The sequence below is a fragment of the Gammaproteobacteria bacterium genome (assembly GCA_019748175.1).
GTDB lineage: Bacteria > Pseudomonadota > Gammaproteobacteria > JAIEPX01 > JAIEPX01 > JAIEPX01.
On sequence record JAIEPX010000004.1, the window covers coordinates 72,195 to 97,352 of the forward strand.

Sequence of the window (25,158 nt, forward strand, 5' to 3'; positions counted from 1 at the left end):
TTATAAAATTTCTAAATAAAAATTGATTCAGAAAATGAGGATTTGTATGGATTCAGGGGTGAGGTATTTAGGTCGGTAAAGATAATGGAAGAAAAAGTCTCTGATATTGAAAAAAGTGCATTTGAAATCCGTATATATTTGTAATAGTGGTAAAACAAGAAGGGTGACAAATATGCATAAGAGTATGCTATTTACAATTACTCAGCATTCATGTATCCTGATCACGCTAAAATTATGCAAGGATATCGTATGTTTGAAAATATATCTCCCATTTTAGTCTGGTTTTTGCTAGGTTTATTATTACTTCTAACTGAGCTAGTAACACCTAATTTTATTATGGTATTTTTTGGTATTGGAGCTTGGGTGGTTTCTTTATTAGGATTAATGGGTTTTGTTCCCAATTTAGATGCGCAGCTTGCCATTTTTATCAGTGTCTCCATACTCTCTCTAGTGCTTTTTCGCAAGACAGCTAAGCGCATTTGTCACCCTCGTGTTTTGTTACGCGAAGATGATACGCATGAGATTGATACTGTTATTGGTAGCAATGCGGTTGTTCTTGAGGATATCGAAGCACATGCATTTGGCAAAGTTGAATTATTTGGAACTGCATGGAAAGCCACAGCATCTGACACAATCAAAAAAGGGTCTATTGTCAAAGTTATTTCACACAACAATCTGACGCTTAAAGTTAAATTACCTTGAGGAGAAAAGCATGGATTTTAATATAAGCACAATTATTTTATTAGGCATTACTTTTTTTGTATTTATTGTGGTTATGCGCTCTGCGCGAATTGTTCCACAAAAAACAGTGCTGATTATTGAGAGACTAGGAAAGTATCATGCAACGCTGGAGCCAGGTTTTCATATTATTATTCCATTTTTTGATCGCGTTGCTCATGTTCATTCTTTGAAGGAAATGGTAATCGAAGTACCACCACAATCTTGTATAACTAAAGATAATATTACCGTTGAGGTTGATGGTATTTTATATATGCAAATTCAAGACCCAGTCAAAGCCACATACGGCATCATGGATTATGTATTTGCTTCAACACAACTTGCACAAACTACTATGCGCAGTAAAATAGGTAAGATCGAATTAGATCGCACATTTGAAGAGCGAGAAAAAATTAATTTTGAAATAGTCACTGCCGTTGATAAAGCATCAGAGCCATGGGGACTGAAAGTCACACGACATGAGATTAAAAATATTTTACCACCCTCAAGCATTAAAGATGCAATGGAAAAGCAAATGCGAGCTGAGCGCGAAAAACGTGCGCTTATCGCAGAATCAGAGGGCGAAAAGCAAGCAAAAATTAATCGCGCTGAAGGCGATAAACAAGAAGCTATCGCTCGCTCAGAAGGCGAACGTATGAAACGTATCAATGAAGCTGAAGGTCGTGCTCAAGAAATCGAGCGAGTGGCGATGGCAACAGCGAAGGGTATACGTGAAATTGCAAATGCAATTAATGATAAGGGAGGTTCCGACGCTGTAAACTTACGTATTGCTGAAAGTTATTTAAACGAATTTGGCAAGCTCGCGCAACAAAACAATGCTATGATCATCCCGGCTAATTTGTCCGATGTGGCAGGCGTTGTGTCTTCCATAGGGAAAATTTTTACTACAATGAATACAAATAAGCACCCTGAAAACTAACGGACAGTTTTTAGAGTCTCGGGCTCTGGAAAAAACATTCGATGAGATACCCAGTTAGTGAGAAGACTACGATCAGATTGTCAGCCTTCTAACTGACTATTTACAGAATCCTGTATTCAGAACTTTGCTCTGCGAGAAATAATCATGGGGTCAAGGACATATCCTGACCCAGCAATAGAAGGAACCACCAATGGTTCAGGTCATTTTTTGCAGCATCTATCGGGTAAGAGATATGTACGCTTTGCTCACACAATGTCCCAACTTAATGGTTGTTGTTTATGCCATTTCTAAATCAATTGGTACTTTACTTAAAACGCCAGGCACCTCTTTAACTAATTTTGGCACTAAATAACCTGGCAATAGCTGCGCATCATCATTGATATTTCTCAAAAGCACTGCTTGATTATATCGATTAAAATCCTTATTAAATATCACATACATCCTAAATTCGTTAATCCGAGCGAAGAACTTTCGCACCTCGCTCGGTGCTTAATTGCTACTTTCTAAAAACATTCGAATTAGAGGTATAACACTCTTGTTTGTCTTTTTTAGAAGCTTTTTTATCAAAATATCCAGGCCCACCATTAGTCTTTGCCTGTTTTTTCACTTTAACTTGCATGACTTTAGCAAGAATAAAGTCTGCCTGTTCTTCCGGTGTTTGTAAGTTTCTATCTCTAAAAACTTGCGGCCAAATTTTGGAAGAACTAATAAAAGTATTTAAAAATATCCACTTCTGAAAATGTGCTTTTTGATAGCGTGCTGTGCTAAGTTTTTTGTAAATAGCTTCCATTAACTTGGTATACTTACTTTGTGCTTCTGTCACTTTGATAAGCTCATGAGTATGATCAATATCTAAAGAATGTGTTGTAATGATAGAATGCGTGCCCGGGTTATTCATACGAGCTGTCCGCCCTATCATTTGCACGAATGTTAGCTCATCTAAATGATCATCATTCATTGGTGCGTAGGTAATACAAACGTGTAATCCACGCCTGCCATCTTGACACTGCCTAATGACCTCCGGCTGTACAACAAAATCTGCGCCTCTACCTGCCACGTGGGATGCCAACGTTATCGTCCTCTGCAAACCTGCACGTGACAATGTAGCACTATTAACTTTAGATTCTGAGTCAATGACTTGGAATTCACAACCATTTCTCTGTGCTATACTGGATAAAAGAGTGTGCATTTCCTTCCATTCCGTGTCTTTTTGATTGATATCGGCAAACACTAATACCGGTTGATTAGCATCTAGAGCATTAATGACATCTTGCGCAACCTTATCAAGCCATACCCTTGCTGGTAATGATCCATTTTTAGAAATGCATTTATTTCTGAGCATATACGGGCCGAAAAATGAAGGCATATCGTAGTACACAACTCCTTTTCCACAATTCAAATTCTTTTCTAGTCGAGTCATACTTTGTAAATCAATGCTGCCTGAAAATCCTATGATTCTGAAGTAACCCAGAAGATAGGTTAGAGTATTCAAAAACATGCTCCGAGTATAAAAATGACCTTGACTCATTTCATAGAGCGGGCTTCCAATCCATCGTTGAAGAACTCCCCATTTATCATATCCCTCACTTCCGGGATGCCACCCACTATTCGAGTGCCAGTTTGTATACAGCGAATCAAGCTTGTACTTAGTTAGATTCACCATCATCGCTCTAAAAGCCTGTGATTCAGAAGAGAGCTGACCTCTCAATTCATGTGTATCCCTTAACACGACCTCCGATAGTTTTGGTAATTCAAGAATCTGACTAAAATCATAGACTGAGTTTCCTATTTTATCGGCATCGAATAAAATTGAATCAAATTCATCGAGAATAACAATATCTTGATCAAAATAATCAAACGAGTCATTCTCCTGCTGTTCATTATTGACTCGTCTATTTACCTTATTATAAAGAGCACCGAAGAATGTATGTAAATTTCCATACACAATTTGAGCTTGATCAGACAAAACAGCGTCATCATTATCTATACATTCTGCTTTGACACCACAATATTCATACAATGGTTTAAATCGTTCAAAATCACGCTTCGCAAGATGATCATAGACCGTGAGGATATGAACCTTACGGTTATATTTCTTTGCGTAGTGTAATGCAATCAAGGCTATAATAAGTGATTTACCTTGGCCAGTGCCTACCTTGGCAAAAAAGTGTTTATTGGCATTTATATCAGCGGTAGCGGCGAAAATAGCGGCCAATTGACTATTTTGTAGACATTTATACCCCATGCGTGATAGATAATCATAACCAAAAAGTTTTCGTTGATGTTCAAATGCTCGATAAAAAAGTTCTTCGCGATTATAATCTTTCAATGAAGTCGGCAAATGAGGATTATTGTCTTGCAACCACTTCTGATATTCTTCGAGGGGATGCTTTGCATAACTATAAAGAAAAAACATTCTATCGACAAAATCTTTAGTATCCCATTTTAAAGGATTACGATCACTGGTAATTTCTTTTATCGTCACAGAAACAGCAGAAAGCCCTGACTCATATTCACCTAGTCTTTTGTTTTGGAATGAAAATATTGTGCTAAACCAATCCTTATCTACACCAATGATATGGCCTACCATTGTTTCTACCATATCAATCATATTTTCTATGTTCCGATCTCTGGAAAAACGAGTAGCGACTATTAATTGATTAATAAAAATATCATATATAGCGCGGTATTCATTTTTATATAATTCATTATCATAAAAATATAAATATAGTTGTTCAAGTTTTGTAGTGAATTTATAGAGTTTTGACTGCCTAAATAATCCTTTCTTCAGGCTATCAATTATATTTCTGCAAAATACTTTTTGAGCATCTTCTCGGCTATCTTTTCCAAAATACATAAAAAAGCGAGCCAAGGATATTTTATCTGTATTGCTATACGGACAGCGTAATAAGGTTAAAAAAGGGAGCGACAGAAACTGACATACAGCAGGAGAGTTTTCATAAAATGGCGCGCCTTCTTTTTCAATAATTTTTGATACAATACCTGTGCTCTTCTTTGAATTCTCAGAATAATACTGCACTAAAAAACCATCTAAAGCTTTAGCTGTTGAATCCTCATACCCTTGCACTACCACTTCAGATTGAAATTCACTTGCTTGAAAACTATCTATTATTGCGTGTAGAAATATTTTTATACGATGCTGCTCGAGCTCTTGAGCCCACGGATTAGTCATACTGGTCATCACTTGACAACCATCAACATAATCATCATTCATAACAAAAACTTTAAATAAAGCTCTTGCAAAATTAGTCGACTTAAAGGATCCGAAAGAAATATCACTCAATATATTCGTTAATCTTTGCCCATCATACAGAACTGCATCACGCAATAATGCAGCAAAAAGCATATAATGCTGATGACCATCAGACACTCGCAACCATTTATTAATAGATTCAATTAATAATGGGTCCAAGAATTTTGTATTTCCAATATAATGCTTAGTGTCATTATGAGAAACTATATTCCTTAGAGCGATTAATGAATTACTTTGCGTTGATGATTTAACAATTAAATCCTTTAAAACTAGTTCCAATATAGTATTACCTAATATCTTATTTTGTTGTTTATAATCAAATATTTTATTGACAAACAATTTTGACTGGCAAGATACCTGCTCCGCGTTAAACAAGCTTAAATTATCGCACCATAGTTTAATAAAATTTAAAATAGAAACAACATTATTATTTTCTTTAGTAATTATTTTAGAAAAACCAAAAATAAAATATTCTGAAAGTGACTCTATATCACCATTACTACAAAATGAACTTGAAAACTTTTCAATTTTGGTCTTTAACAATAAGATATATGAACCTACACTACTAATGGCATTGTAATAAACCTCGATGCTACTTAATGAAGATCGCACAATAACCCTGAGCTCTTTATTAAACTTATCTTCATTTTGAATCATTTCATTTTTATCTGAGCACTTCTCTAAAATATTAATTAATAATCTTTTCAAGTCAAATATGCTATTTATTCCTGGGTAAAATTTAAATGGATTACATGACAACCGATCCGAAGATTTATTCTCCTTTTTACCCAACATAATATCATCTGACAAAGTTCTTAAGTTATTCAAAAAGTCAACTTTTTTAGTTTCTGATTTTAAAACCAAAGAATAATCAATATCTTCTTCCAATATTTTTTTAGTTATTGACACTACTGACAAAGTCGTCTCGCTGTTATCAGGATGTATGCAGTGATTATATTCACGATTTGATCGAGTAATCTTATCCAAAATCAGTTCGATTTCTTGACGAGCAGGCATCGTTTCTAATGTTGAAACACTAATTAAATCTATTCTCTCTTCCATTTCTGATCTCCAAGTTTGTTAAAGGAGATCAGAAGGTAGTGTTTTTATTTAATTGGAATAATGGTAGAGAATACTATATTCTTGGAAAAATTTAATGCCAGTTGTTTTAGTAAAAAGCTGGTTATTTCGGGTTGTTTTATGCTAGACCTAATGATTATATTTTAAATATTACTCTTTCCGGCGCTAATGAAAAAGATAATTTAATTTTGCCAACTCCTCTTTGTGGGGACTAGGAGAGATAAGTGGTTCTTCCTCTGAATTTTTTTCTGATGAATCATTCAACGATTCTTCAGATATTAAACTATTTAATCTCGATGAATTTTCGTAACTCATTTTTTTCAGTATCCCCAACTGCTGACTACCACGAGATGCAGCTAATAATTTTATTGCACGATGATCACACTGGCGGTGATATTCTCGTAAAGTATTTGTACTACATCCAGATGTTTGATTTGCAATTCTAATATCCTTGCTGAAAGGATATTTCGATAAAGAAGTATTTTCTATACAATTCTGAATTAGCTCAATAGGGCTGTACCTCCCCTGAACATCGCGCCTTACTCGGCTCATTTTACAATCGCTTACCTGCCTTGCTTTTCTCGCCTCGTCAATTGCTAACCTGCGCATATTACGCAGCTCATCTTCACCTTCTTGATAGAAAACAAACCTACTTACCACAACTTCATTGATATCATATGCCCCCTGTTGGCATAATATTCTACGATTTAAAGAAGAAATTTTCGCATAAGATATATCAGCATTATCCAACATTAAGACGGAATTGTACTTTTTAGAAGAATATTGCAAAGTCCAACGAGAATTAATGACCCCCCATAATTGAATCTCACCGGAGCTAAACCCAATGATAAAATTAAAACCGATGGGAGTGAATTTTATATATTTTATATAGTCATCAAATTGTAAAAATTCACAAAACGTTAATTCTTCTAGTTTCACGAAATATACTATAACATATTTGAATTGATTATTAGAGATTAAAAGTAAATCACCTTTTTCGCTAAGATCAATTCTACGATCATTTAAAAAACCACTATCTTTATGTATCACCGTTTTTACAACTTTTTTATTCTGAAATATTAAAATCTCAACACCCCCCATATTATCCATCGCTGCCATTACAGAGCCGTCTAAACTGTATACAACTTGTTCTGTATAACCCGAGTGGTGTATTAGTTCCTTAACCGATTTATCATCAAAACTCATAACAGAAACATCACAACTGAATGTAGATCTAACGGTGTCATGCGGTGACGCAGCATATGCAAGTTCTGTCCCATTTGACTTAAGAGCTAGAGCTTGTGGATGGTATATATCGCAGTCTTCCAATATTATCTTTGAGTCACCACGATAGATATAAATTTTCTTATCCGCACAACCGATAGCAATAACGTCAATACCGGAACTAATTGAAATAACTTTTGTCTCAAAGACGTCTAAAAGTTTAGTATTGTATTCAAGTAGATCATAGAAGAATACAGAATAGCCTTGCTTCTCTGAATATCCACCTACTAAAATTGAAATATAGTTTTTACCATACAAGAAAAAAGCAGAATCTACTACTGTATGGGGCCCTTGCATTATCAACCCTTTTCGATTTTTTAGATTCATGAGCTTTATCTTACCATTACCATAAAGACTGACCAAGGTGTTCATATCAAGTGTAAGTGCACAGTACTTTAATAAAGATTCACTTTCCTGTTTAGGATGATATCGGTGTCTAGCGGGATGCCAAAATAACAAGGGATCACCTAATTTAGTTGATTGTGCAGATATAACGTCTCCATTCCCACTTAATTGAATATTTGAGACAGTTGTCGGATTTTTTATGACTGCAATTGCTTCACCAGTGGAAGTGTTAATAACACTTATTTCGTTCCCGTCTGACCACGCTACTGTTGAACCATCTGAGCTGATACTGGCAGATAAAACTGGCGCTGTACTGATAGAAAAAAACTCACGCTTTACTAAATCACATATGTAAACACCAGTGTCACTACTTACAAGAATTATATTTGCATCTTTGGCAATGCTCAAATCATTGATATTACCTAGACTTAGTACAATGTTGAGGATAATCCCATTCTCTATATCAAACACCCACAAGACATTCCTATCACTGGCAACCACTTTACGGCCACTGGAATTGATAGCTATCCTGTGCTTAATCCCAGGCTTGAATAAATACAAAAGTTTTATTTCTTCCGCATTTGGATCAATTAACAAAATAGAGCCATTCGAGTAAGCGGCAGCGATTGAACTTCCTTCCTCGCTAATACTTACATCTTCAACACTGCCTTGTTGGGAAGAATAATACTTAAGCACTGGTTCTAATGGATCTACCCAACAAATACCTTTGTTCGTAGTCCCAAGCACTATCTTTCTAGAACCTTCACTGTAAGCTATACTGGTAAATGTCGTTCTATCAGCACTTAAAATTCTATCACATTCACCCGTAAATAAGCGCCAAATAATAACCGTATTTTCAGTAATCATAGCTACAATATCGTGTTTATAATTAATTATGTAGTCCACAATTTGGGGGTGCACAGATGAAGAAGATTCTAGAGCCACGGTTTCAACAATATCGGAGCAATATATGAAGGGTAATTGACCAAAATTAATATCTTGAATACTAGCCCGATAATGCTTAAATATGTTTTTATCATAACGTGGATTGGATATTTTACATCTCTTTAAGCTTGCCCCTCTCAACCATATTCTTGATAAATTTGCATTAGTAAAATCCGAACGTTCAAAATTTGTACCATCGCAATAAGCACCAACCAAGCTTGCTCCTGTGAAATTTGCATAAGCCAATACAGCAGAATTAGCCGCCATCCCATTCAGCACTGAATCTTCAGCTTCAACTTTAGACAAATCCATACCACTGAAATTATAATGAGAACATACTAAGATACTCATCGCATTTGACGAAGCAACGCACCAAGTCTTAGACCTTGGTTTCTCTAGCCTTCTAACATAATTCACGATTTCTATTAATTTTTCTTTATGCGAATCATTGATCTGCTCACCTAGCATCTGGAGTATGCTAAAATAGTCTTTGATTTTCATCTGCGAAATTATCGACTTATCTATAGATACTCCATATTCATTTGGAGGAATTTTTAACCTACGAACATCATCTAAAACCTTTACCGACAAAATATAGTCTCTGACTAAACCATGATGAAATTCTAAATATTTTCCAACACCTGAACCAAGATATTTAATAAATGAATTTTTATATAAATATTCATCACTGAAATCATCTTGTATTTTTTTTATCTGCTTTTCGTTTAATCGAAAGTTAGATTCTGAAGTCACCATTACTTGCACTAAAGCTTCTAAGAACTTCTTGAGGTTAATTAGATGATATTTTTCACCGGTATTTTGGAATAAAGTATTAAAAAAATCAACTATCGTAAATTCCCCAGTATTATCATCATATTTAAAAAATGAAATATTTTCTACCAAAATCTCTAAAATTAGGAGATTCGAAGCTAAGCCATAGATTGGAGAATGAGGTTTTATAACCGCTCTAAATTCTCCTTTCGTTTTCTTTATTACTTCTTTATACTCTGAATTTAGCTCCTTCATCTCATCATCAAATTTTTTTAAGGCGTCAAAATATCCATCTAACTCTGCATCTAGTGATATTTCAGCCAGGTCAACATCTTCAACTGACGGAAAATTACAGAAATACTTCGCAGATAAGTTAATTTCTATATTTTGCAAGTAGAACTCATCAACACATGTTGCAATTATACGCACATTTTTGTATCGATTTATTCCAAATTTCTCATAGAAATTAGGTATTAATTCCTTCACGTCATCATATCCATCTAAAATGAGCAATAGTGGCAACTTTAACACCAATTGATCTGATATTTCAGATTCTTCTATCTTTAAATTATTGCGAAGATATTCTTTGATGATATCTTCAAAATGATCACTATTGTGATCTGAAATCTGAACTTCTTTCTTTTTTAACTGTATAGGCAAAGACTTCAAATCAATTTTCAGAGGAATCCATGTTTTATTTGCTTGATGGTTCCAATTTCTTGACCAGACTTTTGCACCTAAGGTCTCTGCAAATGACGATTTACCAGTACCTGATTTCCCAAGCACCATGAGGCAGGCTCCATTTTGTTTATCTGCTTCGAGAAATGGGATAATGATATTATCAAGCAGTAATACGGTATCACCAGTAGATGATTGCTTACCCCTCAATGGTATACGATAATCACATTGAAACTTTCGTTTGCCATAGAACTGTGATAGCTCATGCTGACAAAATGCCTTATATAGTGTCATTGTATTTGTATCGGTTTTTTTATACGTAATTATGCCTTTACCAATGTAATATTTCTGTAACAATTCTTTTCTTTTTTCAATTCGCAGATCAGATTTTCCCTCTAAGACACTTGCATACATAAAGCCGAGTATGTGCCCATTTTTATACCGACCCACCCTCAATTCTTCCAAACGAACAGCGCTGATATGTTCAACATCAATTGCACAAGCTCTCAATACATTTTCATCATTACTTGCTAACAACACTAGCGCTTCACCAAATGCTTTTTTTATTATACCTGGATAACTGTGCAATATCTTTTTCTTTGGATCGTTAAAATTTAGATAAAATATAATCGCTTCTTCAAAAATATATCTCATATCAAAAATTGTAAGTTTTTCCTTTTGGTTTATTGTGTCTTCAATTATACGAGTTCTTTTTTTACACCCTTCCAATATTCTTTTTGCATTTTCTACATTTTTCTTTGAGGCCTTCACTTTTTTAGATAATTTTTTACTTTCTTCTGTTTTTTTTTCTGATTTCGAAAACTTTACCATATCTTCGATTCCAACAAGCTCTTCTTCTGCTAACTTTAGCTCTTCAATTAAATCAGGCAACTCTTTTCTTTTATTTTCTAATTCAACGTGCACTTCATGAGCACCTCGAATAAAACATTCTCGTAGATATTTTAATTTATCATTGAAATCTTCAGATTTCTTTAATTTTTCAATTATATCATCAGACCAAAATGTGTACTTTAGATTGACTTTTATTTTCCCCTTGGCAGTGTCATTGAGCATGCTAAGTTTCTTGAATTTCTCATGATTTATCCCATCTTCTCCCCATGTCTTTTTCGCAGATTCTACAATTTTTTTTCTGAGGTCCTGCCGTTCTTTCAGAGAACCAAGTTTATTTGTGCTATCCTCAGCAAGCAATATATCATCAAAATCTGACCACTTTTCCTTGCACCCATGCTTTATTTCCCACTGCTCCTTCCAATAATTATATTCTTGCAATGCATCGGTTATTACTACTTCAAAATTCCATTCCCTGCATATCTGACTACAATCAACATTTTCATCTGAAAGCTTTTCAAGCAAATCCAGATCATCTTCTATCATCTGTGTAAAAATATTAATATGGGATTCTAGATAGACTCCTCCATGATAATAGGATCCTTCAAAGCGTATATTACCATCTTCATTAACGATTTTACCCATACTAATAAAAAAAGTAATATTTCTAACATTTTCGTTTAATATAATAGCAACACTCTTCGAATCTGAAAAAGTGGCATATTTTCTGTCTATTAGTTCTTTTTGTTGGCTATTTGATCTAGGTACTGCCTCAATTAAGGATTCTGCAAATTCTTTTTTATTCATCAAAACTTCCTGTGTTTATTTGTAAAGAGTCTAGGATTCACCTATTATAGATTTTGGAATGATGCTACCTGCGCCAAGGCTAATAGCTTTCTCTACCAACTCAGATTTACTGGAGCAATTTAACTTAACCTTTATTTGTTCCAAGTATTTCTCAACAGTTCTAAAGCTTAAATCAACTTTTCGCCCGATCTCTTTCGCAGATTTTCCTCTGATTAATAAAAACAAGATCTCAGACTCGCGTAAATTTAACCCGAAATCATCATATGTTTCTTTCAGCATATACGTGAACTGGTTCAAACTATTAAGTTTTCGTCCAATCAGCTTGTCATCATCAGATAATAGCAATAATGCTGATCGCATTACTTTACATGATGTAATATCGATGGAAATACCACTCATACCAACTATCTTATTATTTTCATCAAAGAGGGGATGTTTATTGCCCAATAACACTTTCCAACTATTATTCGCATATTCACAGAAACAAACATCTGAAAGCTGTTTCCCTGTTCTTATCACATAAGTATCTTGCACCTCAAACTCATGGGCTAATTCAGATGCTCTGCATGGCAATTTATCATCAGTAATTCCCTCGAAAGACGCTTGAGACCCTTTATACCCTAAAGTATTTGCCGTTTGGTGATTCATTAGCCTAAAGACTAAATCATCATCTTTCCACCATACTGCATGTGGCATACTATCAAATGCTTGTAGGGCAGACACTATCCTTGGTCTCTCAAAATAATCCATATTCTCCTCCGACATGCTGTTTACCTTTATAAAACTGTGAAGTGTACACTCATAAGAATAGATCTTAAAGGTGTAGAAAATACGTAAGATCAAAGGCATGAAATCAATTAAATGGAGTATTATGGCTGACAGAATAATGCTTATTTAGCATCTATATACATCGATCTCCAACAACATAGTTTAATTTATATTATATTTACAACCAAATCTAAGCTATATTATTTGTTTCGACACAGAATATCATATACTATTCGTGTTAGATTTCACAGGCAGAATTGTGTGGAAAAGCCAGATAGATATTTTGTAACTACTTATTTATTATTTGCTGCACTCATATTAGTGTGGGCCTTATCTTGGCCCATATCTAAAATTGGTTTGGCTTACATGCCTTCTTTTTGGTACACATTGGCCCGAACGCTTCTTGGCTGTATCATTGTCTTTACAGTACTCTATTGCAAAAAAAAATTGTGTTTACCTAAGAGGCAAGATTTACCTATTATTTTAAGCATTGGGATACTTGAGCTTGGCATAGCCCTTCCACTAATAGCACTCGGATTAAGCTACGTTGATACAGCCAGATCTGCATTATTGCTCTATACATCACCTTTTTGGGCAACACCAATCGCGTATTTTCTATTTAAAGAAAAAATCAGTTCTATTAAGCTGATCGGCTTAATTTTTGGCCTCTTCGGGTTCGTTTTACTATTTAAGCCCGCTAGTTTCAATTGGACAGATAAGAATGTATTGATAGGAAATGGATGCATAATATCTGCTGCAATACTATGGACAATTGTCATTCTTCATACACGATTTGGCAAATGGATTAGTCAACCTTTAGAATTATTGCCGTGGCAACTTCTCCTAGGAAGCTTCATAACGCTTATATTTGCATTAATTATAGAGCCGCATCCTTCTGTTATTTGGAATACAGCTTTAATCAGTTCATTGTTATATAATGCTATATTTGCATGTGCTTTTGGATATTTCGCTTCTATTACAGTGACAAGACGATTACCAGTGGTATCAACTTCCATCGGTTTTTTAGGAGTTCCTGTAATTGGAATCGCTTTATCGACTATTGTTTTTCATGGTAGCCTAACACAAAGTTTCATTTTCGCCAGTATATTTATTCTCTTAGGACTGGTGATTATTTCTGTTGAGCCAAAGTTTACTGTTAATAAAGTCGATTTTCAGTGATAAGTAAATATCTCCACCTGTGAAATTATTTCACTCCATAAAAGATAGAATTTATAAGGCTATCTCTATTGCCATAGTGGTTGTGGTAGCTATAGCGAAATAGATTCATTTTGAATAATCACAGCTAGTCTCTTCACACTCTAGCATAACATTATCTTCCGCTATCCGAGCAACTTCAAATAAGAAGTACTTACTAAAGTATTCCACACAGAAAAATGGCATATGCTCAGAAATAAAAAAATCTAACATGTTAACCAATGTATTACTCATGATCATAGTTTCATCAAATACACTAGCAGAACAAATGCCACTGGCGCTAAATCCATGAAAAGATCGTATATCAGCCTCAATTTCATCCTTCGTATATAGATGGTATGGCAATGATATTTCTTCATTTCTCGAGTATACAATATCTCTTGAACCAAAGAATTTTTGTTCTTCTATAAAGCATCTTGCAGCATTAGGAAGAGAATAAAGAGTACTGCCCTCAACAATCGTACAAAGCATACACATGGCATCTTGCCTTCGTTTTCGCGCCTCAATATGTGACAACACTCCAAACATACACAAGCCACAATGTTGTTTGCCTATAATTCTAGCTTCAACCTTAAGATCACTGCTAATACTGTTTTTTATTAATCTCACCCGCATATTAAGATTTTGATTTTCCATCACAGATAACTCTTGAACAGAGCCCACTTCTGAATGCAACAAAACATCCCCTGACTCAAGAAATCCGCATCTCAACAATTTTCGTTTATAAGCGGATAGACCTTCAATTATGGGATCCACCCCTGTTACCTCTAAAGTAATTGACATGTTTTTCAGAGAATTTGCAATTGATTTTAGCATGTGAAAATATCTGCCATTACCGCAACCATAATCTACGATTTTTAACACTAAATTATTAGTTGTGACTAGCGTACCAGTTAATGATTGGACAGTACCTAATGTGTTATAAATGAGCCTTCTCACGGCGTGATAAGCCCTCATTGATACATCATCATTATATCTTTCAGAATATATACCTGTCTCAAAATATTTCCCATATGAATCTAACATGGATCTTTTCATAAATTATCTCCGTTTGTAATTCACCAACTAGTCCTTACATCATATAATAGTTACTCCAAATAAGTCTTACGTATTGAATACGATAGATTTATTTTCAGTACAATCTAAAATAACTAGCGCAATAATATGAAGCTATCTTTGAATTTACATTATTGACTGGACAAAATATTACTTTAAACTTTTACTTATGGAGAATGCATGAAAAAATCGCTATTCACTAAATGGTCTCTTTTCGATAAGACGACCTTCATTCCATATCACGAGCGCCTAGAAGCAACGATAACCTTCTATCTGCATCATAATAGCAATCTCAAAAATCTTAGCAGTTTAAGGAATCATATACCCGATAAAAAATCGAAAGAAGAATTCATCATATTAAGGGACAACTACTGCTTTAGAACAATACATACTGCTGCTAATCTCGCTTTAATGTTAAATCAAGCTTTAAAAGAACATGACTTCCTAACCGCATCCTTATTAGGTCAAAATCTATTTGAAGAAACCGGCGAGGGTAATAGTGAAAAGTCACACGTAATATATATGTTAAATTTATTTAACACTCTATCATCGGAATTTTTTAACGTAGATACACTCGAAATCGGCTCACTTCGAAAATCACAATACATCACACAATCCACACTGTTATATGCTAATAAAATGACTTCGATGTATCAATCCGATACTGGGTACAGAACAAAGCTAGGCGTGGTTTTGGCTCATGAAAACACAGCTCCAACAATGTTGTACGCGCTCAAAGAAATCCTCGCCCCATTTATCACTACATTAAATGAAGAACATCAAATTATGTGTTTTAATTATTTCAACTGTCACCTAGATGGGATTGAGCATAAACATGGTTCAGATATGTTAAAATGCGCTGCGAATGTTTGTAAAAATGAAACAGATTTCATGGATGTTATCAAAGGTGTTGGTCTTTTTCACACTTACCAGGGAGAAATGTGGAAAGGACTAGAACTGCAAATTTCATCAAACTGTAATATTCATGATGAAACTCGTTTTTTCTATAAAGAATAATAACTGTTATCGTTTAATTAAGAGATATCTGATATATCAAAGTTAAGTCTATCGGTACCTTGGATGACATGCGGCGTATCCGTTTTAGTGCATATCATACAAAAATATTCAGTCTACTTTTAGAGAAATAATTACAATTATCACTCTCAGCGAATCTTGATTTCTAAATTACATCTAACCAGAATTATAGTGCTGCTTTTCTAAGATATAATTCATGCACTTAACAAAATTGCGAATTAAATGTTTTAACAATCACCTCAGTTTTAGTTCGACACTTATATTTTACTTTAATATTATATATATAATACTCCACAGTTCTTGGGGATAACCGCAAGCATTTACCAATTTGCTTTGCACTCATCCCTAACATCATATAAGCGATACATTCCCGCTCACGTTTTGAAAGTTTAATATTCATAATTCCCTTATGTGCTAATATTGAGTTGAATTTAATGTAGCATCTGTACTAACCAATGAAACTGGTAGTACTACTAGGATAAGATACGCACCTTAGATATCGTTGTTATCTAGACACTCGCTCTTGATGGGGGTACAATTACCGATCGAACCAAAAGGACTACTGGAGTAGCCAGGATGCTTACAGACACAAATGTTGATGAGTTTATTTCTCAATATGGATATTATGAAAGCAAGATTAAAAAGATTACAGCATCTATTAAACGCCTATTTGATCTAGAATACTTTCTTTACACCTTAGTAGGTCACAATGGACAGATATTCGCAACTGGCACAGAAGTTAAATACCTTGAGTTTTATTTCAATAAGATGCTTTACCGCGCTGATCCAGTTTTGATTGAGCCCAAAAATACTCAGAATCGAATATCTTACTGTCATTCAAGCATGATTGATTCTCCAATTAGATTTCTTGCTGCACCATTTATGAATGAACTAAATCACGACAATATTTTACTTCTTCAAGAAACAAATAAATTAGGTGCTCATCATTATTTATTCGCGACCAATAAAAATAAGGGTTGCATCATAAATTATTATCTCAATCACTTAGAGGCACTGAAGATTTTTACTTCCTATTTCCAAAATGAAGCTATACATATAATAAATAAAAGCATCGAATCCACTCCTATTAATCTTTACAATCTCCCTAATGAATTTCTCAGCAAATCAAACTTTGAACCAAAAGACATCACACAAAAGCAACAGAATATCTTTCTTCAAAAACACAATCTCACCGAAATAAATACCATTACACCCAGAGAATGGGATTGCTTAAAGCTAAGCTTACAATCTATGAGCTCCAAAGAATGCGCTAAAATATTAAAAATTTCACATCGCACTGTTGAGTTTCATCTGGAAAATTTAAAAAATAAATTCAAATGTTCAAACAAAAAAGAGCTGATATCTAAAGCCTCTTTTATTTATTACGAAAAGGCGTGACTTTACTAAAAAAACTATCTCTTAAAAACCTGTCATTTCTATTATACAGTATTTATACAGTATATACGGTTTTCTTTTTACGAGTTACCGTACTGACCATTGAATACTGAATAGGTGACATTTAACATGTTTGAGAGTCAAAAATTCACTGATGATGAATATTCCGCTTATCACGATAAGGATTTTTCAGCATATAATGAATCAGCAATACTTCTTAATGACAAGATGCTGACCATGACTTTTTTTCGTTTCCGACATAGGCAATTGAGGGATGATTCAACTAAATCTGCGGCGCTGAATCAGTTAGAAATACCCTATAACATGAGAGGTGAAATTAGTGTAATTATACAGCCACTCAAAAATTTTGGTATCGAGACTCTCACATATTCTCGATATTATGATACCGGAAGAGAAATTCTCTTGACAAATAACCCATCCTGGTATGACGAATATTTTCAAGTTCATCATTCATATGAGGAAAATAACGTATCAAATTCAGAAATTCAGTATCTCAAAAATAATAGAACGTCCTCCACATACAAACAAATCGATGAGAAGAATCGCTTAAGCATGATAAGATACCTCACAAATTACCGTGAGATATTCACATTCTCTGGCGATTCTTCTAATGAACACTTGAAGTCTTTTTATATAAATAATATGGAATTATTCGACGCATTCATTCTCTATTTCGAAGAGCGAGCGGAGACAATTTTAAGTTTCTACGCTAAAAAGCAAATCAAATTTTCATCAAATAATAAGCACCTTGAAAAGACTATTCATCAAGAATATCCATCACACTATGATTTAAAAAACTTAGCCATAGCAGAGATGAAAACACAGCAATATATTATTAAGGGGCGAAAAATAAAAATATCTAGAAGAGAGATTGAGTGTTTAGCCTTATTCCATTCTGGATACACTGCAAAAGAATCTGCTAAGTTACTAGGACTTTCTTTTCGAACGATTGAAAAATATTTTGAGGTTATAAAGGATAAATTAAATTGCCTATCCAAAAGAGATGCTTTAAAATTACTAATAGCTGACGGATTCCCTCAAAATGTTTTGAACTATTATTTAGTTACAGCTACAGATAATACAGCACCCTAATACAGCTGGCATAATATGCCTATTAAGCCTGGCTGTAGGAATCGTCTAATATTTCACTATTGATCAAATTTTAGTTTTCAACCAATAAATCGACGGGTACTTTACTTAAAACGCCAGGCACCTCTTTAACTAATTTTGGCACTAAATAACCTGGCAATAGCTGTGAAAGCTGCCAGTGAATTTCACGAGCGCGAGAAATCTCTACATCAAAATGCGCACTACCCACGACTTTATCAAGTGTATGTAAATAGTATGGTAGGCAGCCACTAGAAAATAGTTTTTCGCTCAGCTCTGCCAATACCTGCGCATCATCATTGATATTTTTCAAAAGCACCGCTTGATTAAGGACAGTGATCCCTGCTTTACGCATCATTTGCAGCGACTCTTCAACCGAATTATCAATTTCATTCGGATGATTCGCATGAACCACAACAATTATTTGCAATCCGGATTCTAATAACATAGCCGTAAATTCTTGCGAGACTCGATGAGGGATTACAATGGGTAAACGCGTATGAAGTCTTAAACGTTTAATTTGTGGCAAAACTGAAAATTGCTGAATAATTTGAGCAAGCAAATTATCTTTCGCGATTAACGGATCACCACCACTAAAAATTATTTCATTGATGCTAGGATCAGCAGCAACATAATCAACAATTTTTTGCCAACCTGCACGTCCCGGATTATTTTCTTCATATGAAAAATTTTGCCTAAAACAATAGCGACAGTTGATTGCGCAAGCACCTGTAACCGTCAATAAAACTCGTCCGCGATATTTATGAATCAATCCTGGTAGTTTATTAGCTTGTTGCTCTTGTAACGGATCATGACTATAGCCTGGCATGGCTAATAATTCTTGTTTTGTAGGCAAAATTTGGAGTAATAATGGATCTCGAGGATCACCCATTCGCATTCGTGCCACATATTCGCGAGGGACACGCAGAGGAAATGACAAACTATTGGACGAACACAAACCCACTTGCTCGGGCTTAAGATGAAGTAATTCCAGTAAAATTTTGGGATTTGTAATGACATCAACCAAACTTTGCTGCCAGTCTGGCGTTGGCTTTTTCACTAATCGCTGTTGATTCATACTTACTGCTCTGTTATTTTAGCAAGGTTACCTGGATATTGTATAAATCAATCGTAGCGAGAAGCTCAAGAGCACTGAAGATCCGGAAGATTTTAGAAAATTTGTGCCGATAGCATAGTTGACACTATGTGACCAAACAAATTTTCTGAAATCTTCTGGAGACTCAGGATTATTGTGCTTCGCAGTAGATTGTTTATACAATATCCAGGTCAAATATAGTCTGTTTAATAAGGCGAATCAACATGGGAATGGTCAGCACAAATGATTTTAAGTCGGGCCTCAAGGTAATCCTCGAGAGCGATCCGTACAGCATCATTGAAAATGAATTTGTAAAACCCGGTAAAGGGCAAGCCTTCAACCGAGTCAGAATGCGTAATTTAAAAACGGGCCGTGTCCTCGAAAAAACCTTCAAATCGGGGGACACCCTTGAAACAGCAGATGTTGTCGAAATGGATATGCAGTTCCTATATTCTGATGGAGATCGCCTTCATTTTATGTCGCCAGCAACCTACGAACAACATGAAATCCCTGTGTCAGCAGTAGGCGATGCAGCACAATGGCTCAAAGAACAAGATTCTTGCATTATCACCATGTGGAACGGCGTTCCTTTAAACGTGGCGCCACCCAATTTTGTGAATCTCGCTGTCACCGACACAGATCCTGGTGTTCGAGGTGATACCGTGAGCGGTGGAAATAAGGCCGCAACACTAGAAACCGGCGCGGTTATCCGAGTTCCATTATTCATTAATATTGGTGATGTTTTAAAAATTGACACTCGCACCGGAACTTACGTTTCTCGTGCGAAAGAATAATTTAATAAGTATATGCACTCAACAATAAACCCACCGGTTGATTATCAACAAACCTGGCGCCCCACTGCGTCTATTTCACAATTACGTGCAAGAGCAAAAATTATTGCAGAACTACGTGCATTTTTTTCTGAACGTAATGTTTTAGAAGTGGACACTCCTATGCTTTGCCGAGTCACCGCTACCGATCCTCATCTATCGAGCATACGAGTCCCTCTCGATAATCATGAAATCGGTTTTTTACAAACATCTCCTGAATTTCCGATGAAAAGACTGTTGGCCAGTGGAATCGGTTCTATTTATTCTCTTGCTAAAGTATTTCGTGGCGATGAAAGTGGGCGTTATCATAATTTAGAATTCACCATGCTTGAATGGTATAGAATCGGATTTAATCACCATCAATTGATGGATGAAATGGATGAATTATTTCTACGAATTTTGAATAGCGAAAAAGCAATACGAGTAACCTATCGCGATCTATTTCGTCAATTTTTAAACATCGATCCTTTCACAGCATCTCTTTCTGAATTACAAAATGCGGCACAAAACAACAACATCAACGTACCCAATCTTGGAGACGATCACGATACTTGGTTGCAATTATTAATGAGCCACCTGATCGAACCTCAACTTGGCATGACACAACCCCATTTCATTTATAATTTTCCCGGCTCACAAGCAGCACTGGCAAAAATTCGAAATGAAGACGGACATCCCGTTGGAGAACGTTTTGAAGTGTATATTCAGGGCATAGAAATGGCTAATGGGTATCATGAATTAACAGACGACAAAGAACAACGTCATAGAATCAATGCCGACAATAGCCAACGAAAAAAAATGCACCTACCGGAATTACCCATCGATGAAAATTTACTCGCTGCTTTAGCTCATGGCATGCCTGAATGTGCGGGCGTTGCATTAGGCGTCGATCGCCTGATTATGTTAGCCACAAATGCCAACCACATTAATGAAGTAATTTCTTTTTCTTTTGATAGAGTATAATTTTGAAGGATTAACCATGCGTGTTTTTTATGCTCTTACATTACCACCATTAATTCAAGAGCACTGCCTGAATACTATTAAAAATCTAAAAAATGAATACCAATTTAAAGATATTCGCTGGACATCGCCTGATCATTTACATATCACAATACGATTTCTAGAAAACATCGATGAAGTGCAACTCAATACAATAAATTCATTACTTCAAGAACAATTAAAAACCTGCCAAGCCATCACAATTTCCACTCGCAAATTGATCTTATTCCCAGCAAAAAGGCCTCATATAATAGCACTTGCTGTTCATCTAAATTTAGAACTTGCCAATCTTGTGAGAACGCTAAACCAAACTCTCTCTTCAGAAGGAATTAAATTAGAGAAACGTCCTTTTGTAGCTCACATTACATTAGGTCGATTTAGGGAAACTACTCATACCGAAGATTTTACTTTCAATCACATCAAGACAATTGACGATATCGCGAATCGTGTTGTCCTTTTTAAAAGCGAACCGACCGAATCGGGAAGCGATTATACCACATTAAAAACATTTCAATTAAATAATGTGATTCAGCTCTAACATTGCGACTAGATGTAAATAGTAGACGTAATCCTTTCGTTCTGAGTTTGCATATTGATCACTTCCACTCCGATTCTCTTCAAACAACCACACTATAAAACTCCTTCATAATGCGAGCAGCAGATAAAGCAGTAATATTATTCTTGTCTAATTCCGGAATAAACTCACTGATATCCATCCCAATATAAGTGAAATTTTTTTTCAAATGTTGAATTAAATAAATAATTTGATTTAGGCTGGGACCACCGGGGTAAGGGCTTTCAACAGCCGGAGCGCAAGATGGGTTTAATCCATCCAGGTCAATTGAAAAATAAAGATATTTTAACCCAGAGAATTGTTTGATAATTTTATCGAGAACATTATCCATAGACGTAGAGGCAAATTCACTTCCCATTATTACGCCGATCTCAGATTGATAGACTTTCAATGCCTTGGCTTCATTTTCTGTAAATTGCCTAATACCTGTAAGCATGATCTGACGCGGCTTTAAATTTGGCATCAAAAAACCATGATGCAATATCGAGCTGTAAGTCAGTATTTTTTGAGCTTCGCAATCGGGATGTGCATCAAGATACACTACGCCATATTCTCCCGGAATAGTAGTATCTAATGCCTTAAGAGCGGAATATTTGATGACATGATCACCACCTAAACAAATAGGCACTTTTTCTTCTTGAAATAAGGCCTCAAACCGAGAGGATACTAATTCTGTCTCGGCTACAATGCTGCGCTCGTTAAAGTTTAAATTTCCAGAGTCCCACAAGTGCTCACCTGATTTAAAATTTTCAGGAAAAGAATAAAGCCGATTATCAACCTCACGAATAAAATCGGCAGAAAATATCTCACGATCTTGTGCTAAGGAGAATGTTGGCGCTGTTCCTGCGCATTGGGTGTTTGCCCCAAAGATTTCACATCGCGCATGAGCTCGTTTTTTACAGGTAGCATAGCTAAACAGGGTTTTCATTTCCATGTCCTTTTTGTTAAATGACAGTGGTATTGTAAGATACGCAGAAACATCAGTATAATTCATTATTTTCATTAAGTGATCAATTTTTATGGTTTTACTTGAACCTCAATTGCGGGCCTTTGAAGCCGTTGTTAGCGAAGGCACAGTCCATGGTGCAGCTGCATTATTGCACTTAACACAAACAGCGATAACCCAGCGAATAAGGCTGTTAGAGCAAAAGATGAAAACAACGCTTTTTGTCCGCAGTCGACGTGGCATGCTTCTAACTCCTGAGGGAGAAGTACTTCATAGGTATTGCCAACGAGTTGTTGAAATGGGTGGAGCTGCCCTTGCTACGATTCAAGGTGCGGGAAAAGAGTCGACCATAAGAGTTAAGATAGCTGGCCCAACCAGCATAATGCGTTCGCGTATAATTCCTAGGTGCGAATCAGTCATGAAAGCATTCCCTCATTTACTGCTCTCCTTCATTATTGATGATTCGAATGATATCAGTAAGCGCCTAAAATCAGGCGAAATTGATTTAGTAATATTGAGACCAGAATTAGTGACCTCTGAGATGGAGCACAAAACACTATTGCCAGAAAGTTATGTATTACTATGTAGCTCTCAATGGGGCGGGAGAACTTTGAAAGACATTATTGAGAATGAAAGAATAATTGATTTTGATGCCGATGATCCAATGACCTTTGCTTATTTAAAAGAATTTTCATTGCTCGATAACATTCAACCAGATAGGCATTTTGTCAATAATACAGAGAGCATTGCAGAATTATTTATTGCTGGATTAGGCTACGGAATCCTTACCGAAGAATTTGCACGACCTTATGTCATGTCGAGACAGTTAATATTGCTGAACAAGAAAAAAACTTTCAAGCATGACCTCACTTTAGCGTGGTATTCACGACCAGAGCCTCCGAAATACTTCGCTGCATTAATTAATGCTATTGATTAATAGACCTAACCCTGGATTGCATTTAGCAAGGAATTGACCCCAATCTTTCTGCAAAGTTTAATGCCTTGAATCGAAAACAAAAACTATAAGGGCAAGTCTGGAATTAAAACCAGTTTACCAGCCTTCTCCCTTCGTTTCTTAGTTTGCAGTCAACGTAGCAGTGCTCTCTTCTTCAGATGCTTTCTTAGAAAAAATAAACCACCCTAACACAGCGGCAATTAATAATGACAAAGGTAATACTGAAAGTGCCCATTGATAATCAACTGCATCATATACTTCTAAAGCTGCACCACTATGACGCCAGTTTGCAGAAACATGTAAAAGATACCCGACTAAAGGTTGGAAAAGAGGCACCGTACCCACACACAAAGCGTTGGTAAAACCAATCGCTGTGGTCTGAACATCGGGAGCGACAGATTCTTTTACATAAGTAAAACTCAATACATAAACACAACTAAAAACCCCCATTACAGCCATAATTCCGCCATACAACACTAAAGAAGTGGGTGGCCAATAAATTAACCATGTCAATAATATGCCTAATACTAATGCGGCTGACACATACACCGCGCGCAAATAATCGCGTACTAGTGGATAAATCATCCCAATCACAGGACAGCCGAATGCTAACCCAACAAAAATCATCGAAACAACGAGAGTGGCTTGTGAAGTTTGAATATTTCGCACAAGACTAATAAAAGGAATTCCCCACATCCCACTAAAAACAGAAACAATTGCAAATACCACACCAATGAAAATTCCATTGAGCCATAAATATGGATTTGTGAAAACACTCACAGCGTGATGCCAAAATTGTTTCGCTGATTGTTTTGGAGGAGCTAGATCTTCTTGTGGACGATTTCGAATAATTATCCACGAAAATACAGCAATCGATCCTGCGATGATGGCAGCGCCCACCATGCTCACTCGCCAACTCATTTGCTCGATTAATTTTGCAACATAAACATTCGCAATAATTGTAGCGATAGTTGCAACAAAATCACTCAACCCTAACATCAAGCTAAAATAACGAGACGGGAACCAATTACTAATTAAATACAAGGTACCTACATAAGCAAAAGACGAACCTCCGCCCATCATTATACGCGCCACATCAGCCATCCAAATCTGATCACTCATAGCAAATAATGCGCACCCAGCAGCACTGACAAATCCGCCAACCGTTAACAAAATTCTAGCGCCAAAACGATCGATCAGCATTCCAGCGGGAGTTTGTAATAAAACATAAATATAATAGTAGGCGCCTGACATAATTCCGGCACTTAAAGCCGTCATCGAAAAATCGTGCATTAATCGCTCAACAAGAACACCAGAAGAAAGTTGGAGCAAAAATTGAAAAAGCACAAACGCTGTTCCAATTCCCCAAATCATCCAAGGTAATAGTCGACGTGGTAAACGCGAAGAAGATTGTTGATTTGCATAGTTTGACATATTAATACCGCCCGATACTTTAGTTGTCTGAAAAATT

General features: G+C 35.7%; 19 protein-coding genes. 10 read left to right on the forward strand and 9 right to left on the reverse strand.

From position 1 onward, the window contains the following. Positions 1-249: 249 nt before the first annotated feature. Both K2X50_02355 and K2X50_02360 read left to right on the forward strand, forming a co-directional pair. A complete protein-coding gene (locus tag K2X50_02355) occupies positions 250-702 on the forward strand; it encodes an NfeD family protein (protein MBX9586077.1) in 453 nt (150 codons plus the stop codon). A gap of 10 nt (positions 703-712) precedes the next feature. Further along, positions 713-1,657, forward strand: a complete 945-nt coding sequence (locus tag K2X50_02360; GenBank protein ID MBX9586078.1) for an SPFH/Band 7/PHB domain protein — start codon at positions 713-715, stop codon at positions 1,655-1,657. A gap of 276 nt (positions 1,658-1,933) precedes the next feature. Here K2X50_02360 and K2X50_02365 read toward each other — a convergent pair whose 3' ends face one another. The 4 genes from K2X50_02365 to K2X50_02380 form a co-directional block, all read right to left on the reverse strand. Continuing rightward, positions 1,934-2,092 (reverse strand): hypothetical protein, encoded by a 159-nt coding sequence (locus K2X50_02365; protein ID MBX9586079.1) that lies wholly within the window; start codon positions 2,090-2,092, stop codon positions 1,934-1,936. A gap of 61 nt (positions 2,093-2,153) precedes the next feature. Next, positions 2,154-5,993 (reverse strand): DEAD/DEAH box helicase family protein, encoded by a 3,840-nt coding sequence (locus K2X50_02370; GenBank protein ID MBX9586080.1) that lies wholly within the window; start codon positions 5,991-5,993, stop codon positions 2,154-2,156. A gap of 183 nt (positions 5,994-6,176) precedes the next feature. Further along, a complete protein-coding gene (locus K2X50_02375; GenBank protein MBX9586081.1) occupies positions 6,177-11,690 on the reverse strand; it encodes a pentapeptide repeat-containing protein in 5,514 nt (1,837 codons plus the stop codon). A gap of 30 nt (positions 11,691-11,720) precedes the next feature. Further along, on the reverse strand, positions 11,721-12,440 hold the full coding sequence (locus K2X50_02380; protein MBX9586082.1) for a helix-turn-helix transcriptional regulator: 720 nt from the start codon (positions 12,438-12,440) through the stop codon (positions 11,721-11,723). 279 nt (positions 12,441-12,719) lie between these two features. On the opposite strand from K2X50_02380, the gene K2X50_02385 reads away from it, so the two are divergent. Continuing rightward, the gene (locus tag K2X50_02385; protein ID MBX9586083.1) at positions 12,720-13,637 is read left to right on the forward strand and encodes a DMT family transporter; all 918 of its coding nucleotides are present in this window, start codon (positions 12,720-12,722) and stop codon (positions 13,635-13,637) included. Positions 13,638-13,742: 105 nt separating this feature from the next. On the opposite strand, the gene K2X50_02390 is transcribed toward K2X50_02385, so the two are convergent. Further along, a complete protein-coding gene (locus tag K2X50_02390; protein MBX9586084.1) occupies positions 13,743-14,711 on the reverse strand; it encodes a hypothetical protein in 969 nt (322 codons plus the stop codon). Positions 14,712-14,909: 198 nt separating this feature from the next. Here K2X50_02390 and K2X50_02395 point away from each other — a divergent pair, with 198 nt between their 5' ends. Next, complete coding sequence (locus K2X50_02395; GenBank protein MBX9586085.1) at positions 14,910-15,746, forward strand: iron-containing redox enzyme family protein; 837 nt, start codon at positions 14,910-14,912, stop codon at positions 15,744-15,746. 220 nt (positions 15,747-15,966) lie between these two features. On the opposite strand, the gene K2X50_02400 is transcribed toward K2X50_02395, so the two are convergent. After that, positions 15,967-16,164 carry a helix-turn-helix transcriptional regulator gene (locus K2X50_02400; GenBank protein MBX9586086.1) on the reverse strand — a complete coding sequence of 66 codons (198 nt, stop codon included), beginning with the start codon at positions 16,162-16,164 and terminating at the stop codon, positions 15,967-15,969. Positions 16,165-16,340: 176 nt separating this feature from the next. On the opposite strand from K2X50_02400, the gene K2X50_02405 reads away from it, so the two are divergent. Further along, entirely contained in the window at positions 16,341-17,162 is an 822-nt protein-coding gene (locus K2X50_02405) for a helix-turn-helix transcriptional regulator (protein ID MBX9586087.1), read from the forward strand. Between the two features lie 126 nt (positions 17,163-17,288). Next, entirely contained in the window at positions 17,289-18,272 is a 984-nt protein-coding gene (locus K2X50_02410) for a LuxR C-terminal-related transcriptional regulator (protein ID MBX9586088.1), read from the forward strand. A 70-nt stretch (positions 18,273-18,342) separates the two neighbouring features. Here the strand turns inward: K2X50_02410 and epmB are convergent, their stop codons facing one another. After that, positions 18,343-19,365 carry an EF-P beta-lysylation protein EpmB gene (epmB, locus tag K2X50_02415; GenBank protein MBX9586089.1) on the reverse strand — a complete coding sequence of 341 codons (1,023 nt, stop codon included), beginning with the start codon at positions 19,363-19,365 and terminating at the stop codon, positions 18,343-18,345. A 242-nt stretch (positions 19,366-19,607) separates the two neighbouring features. Here epmB and efp point away from each other — a divergent pair, with 242 nt between their 5' ends. From efp to thpR, 3 genes are read left to right on the forward strand one after another with little or no spacing between them, the layout of a single operon-like run. Then, entirely contained in the window at positions 19,608-20,177 is a 570-nt protein-coding gene (gene efp, locus K2X50_02420) for an elongation factor P (GenBank protein MBX9586090.1), read from the forward strand. Between the two features lie 12 nt (positions 20,178-20,189). Further along, positions 20,190-21,176 (forward strand): elongation factor P--(R)-beta-lysine ligase, encoded by a 987-nt coding sequence (epmA, locus tag K2X50_02425; GenBank protein ID MBX9586091.1) that lies wholly within the window; start codon positions 20,190-20,192, stop codon positions 21,174-21,176. A 16-nt stretch (positions 21,177-21,192) separates the two neighbouring features. Beyond that, positions 21,193-21,750, forward strand: a complete 558-nt coding sequence (gene thpR / locus K2X50_02430; GenBank protein ID MBX9586092.1) for an RNA 2',3'-cyclic phosphodiesterase — start codon at positions 21,193-21,195, stop codon at positions 21,748-21,750. A gap of 79 nt (positions 21,751-21,829) precedes the next feature. Here the strand turns inward: thpR and K2X50_02435 are convergent, their stop codons facing one another. Beyond that, entirely contained in the window at positions 21,830-22,714 is an 885-nt protein-coding gene (locus K2X50_02435; GenBank protein ID MBX9586093.1) for an arginase family protein, read from the reverse strand. A 91-nt stretch (positions 22,715-22,805) separates the two neighbouring features. On the opposite strand from K2X50_02435, the gene K2X50_02440 reads away from it, so the two are divergent. Next, positions 22,806-23,669: a LysR family transcriptional regulator gene (locus tag K2X50_02440; GenBank protein ID MBX9586094.1), complete on the forward strand. Its 864-nt coding sequence runs from the start codon at positions 22,806-22,808 to the stop codon at positions 23,667-23,669. 138 nt (positions 23,670-23,807) lie between these two features. Here the strand turns inward: K2X50_02440 and K2X50_02445 are convergent, their stop codons facing one another. Continuing rightward, positions 23,808-25,121 carry an MFS transporter gene (locus K2X50_02445; GenBank protein ID MBX9586095.1) on the reverse strand — a complete coding sequence of 438 codons (1,314 nt, stop codon included), beginning with the start codon at positions 25,119-25,121 and terminating at the stop codon, positions 23,808-23,810. Positions 25,122-25,158: the final 37 nt, after the last annotated feature.

Bases quoted from the DNA above. Each gene is read 5' to 3' on its own strand.
- K2X50_02355 (MBX9586077.1), top strand. From the start codon at position 250: ATGTTTGAAAATATATCTCCCATTTTAGTCTGGTTTTTGCTAGGTTTA.
- K2X50_02360 (MBX9586078.1), top strand. From the start codon at position 713: ATGGATTTTAATATAAGCACAATTATTTTATTAGGCATTACTTTTTTT.
- K2X50_02370 (MBX9586080.1), bottom strand. From the start codon at position 5,993: ATGGAAGAGAGAATAGATTTAATTAGTGTTTCAACATTAGAAACGATG.
- K2X50_02375 (MBX9586081.1), bottom strand. From the start codon at position 11,690: ATGAATAAAAAAGAATTTGCAGAATCCTTAATTGAGGCAGTACCTAGA.
- K2X50_02380 (MBX9586082.1), bottom strand. From the start codon at position 12,440: ATGGATTATTTTGAGAGACCAAGGATAGTGTCTGCCCTACAAGCATTT.
- K2X50_02390 (MBX9586084.1), bottom strand. From the start codon at position 14,711: ATGAAAAGATCCATGTTAGATTCATATGGGAAATATTTTGAGACAGGT.
- K2X50_02395 (MBX9586085.1), top strand. From the start codon at position 14,910: ATGAAAAAATCGCTATTCACTAAATGGTCTCTTTTCGATAAGACGACC.
- K2X50_02400 (MBX9586086.1), bottom strand. From the start codon at position 16,164: ATGAATATTAAACTTTCAAAACGTGAGCGGGAATGTATCGCTTATATG.
- K2X50_02405 (MBX9586087.1), top strand. From the start codon at position 16,341: ATGCTTACAGACACAAATGTTGATGAGTTTATTTCTCAATATGGATAT.
- K2X50_02410 (MBX9586088.1), top strand. From the start codon at position 17,289: ATGTTTGAGAGTCAAAAATTCACTGATGATGAATATTCCGCTTATCAC.
- epmB (MBX9586089.1), bottom strand. From the start codon at position 19,365: ATGAATCAACAGCGATTAGTGAAAAAGCCAACGCCAGACTGGCAGCAA.
- efp (MBX9586090.1), top strand. From the start codon at position 19,608: ATGGGAATGGTCAGCACAAATGATTTTAAGTCGGGCCTCAAGGTAATC.
- epmA (MBX9586091.1), top strand. From the start codon at position 20,190: ATGCACTCAACAATAAACCCACCGGTTGATTATCAACAAACCTGGCGC.
- thpR (MBX9586092.1), top strand. From the start codon at position 21,193: ATGCGTGTTTTTTATGCTCTTACATTACCACCATTAATTCAAGAGCAC.
- K2X50_02435 (MBX9586093.1), bottom strand. From the start codon at position 22,714: ATGAAAACCCTGTTTAGCTATGCTACCTGTAAAAAACGAGCTCATGCG.
- K2X50_02440 (MBX9586094.1), top strand. From the start codon at position 22,806: ATGGTTTTACTTGAACCTCAATTGCGGGCCTTTGAAGCCGTTGTTAGC.
- K2X50_02445 (MBX9586095.1), bottom strand. From the start codon at position 25,121: ATGTCAAACTATGCAAATCAACAATCTTCTTCGCGTTTACCACGTCGA.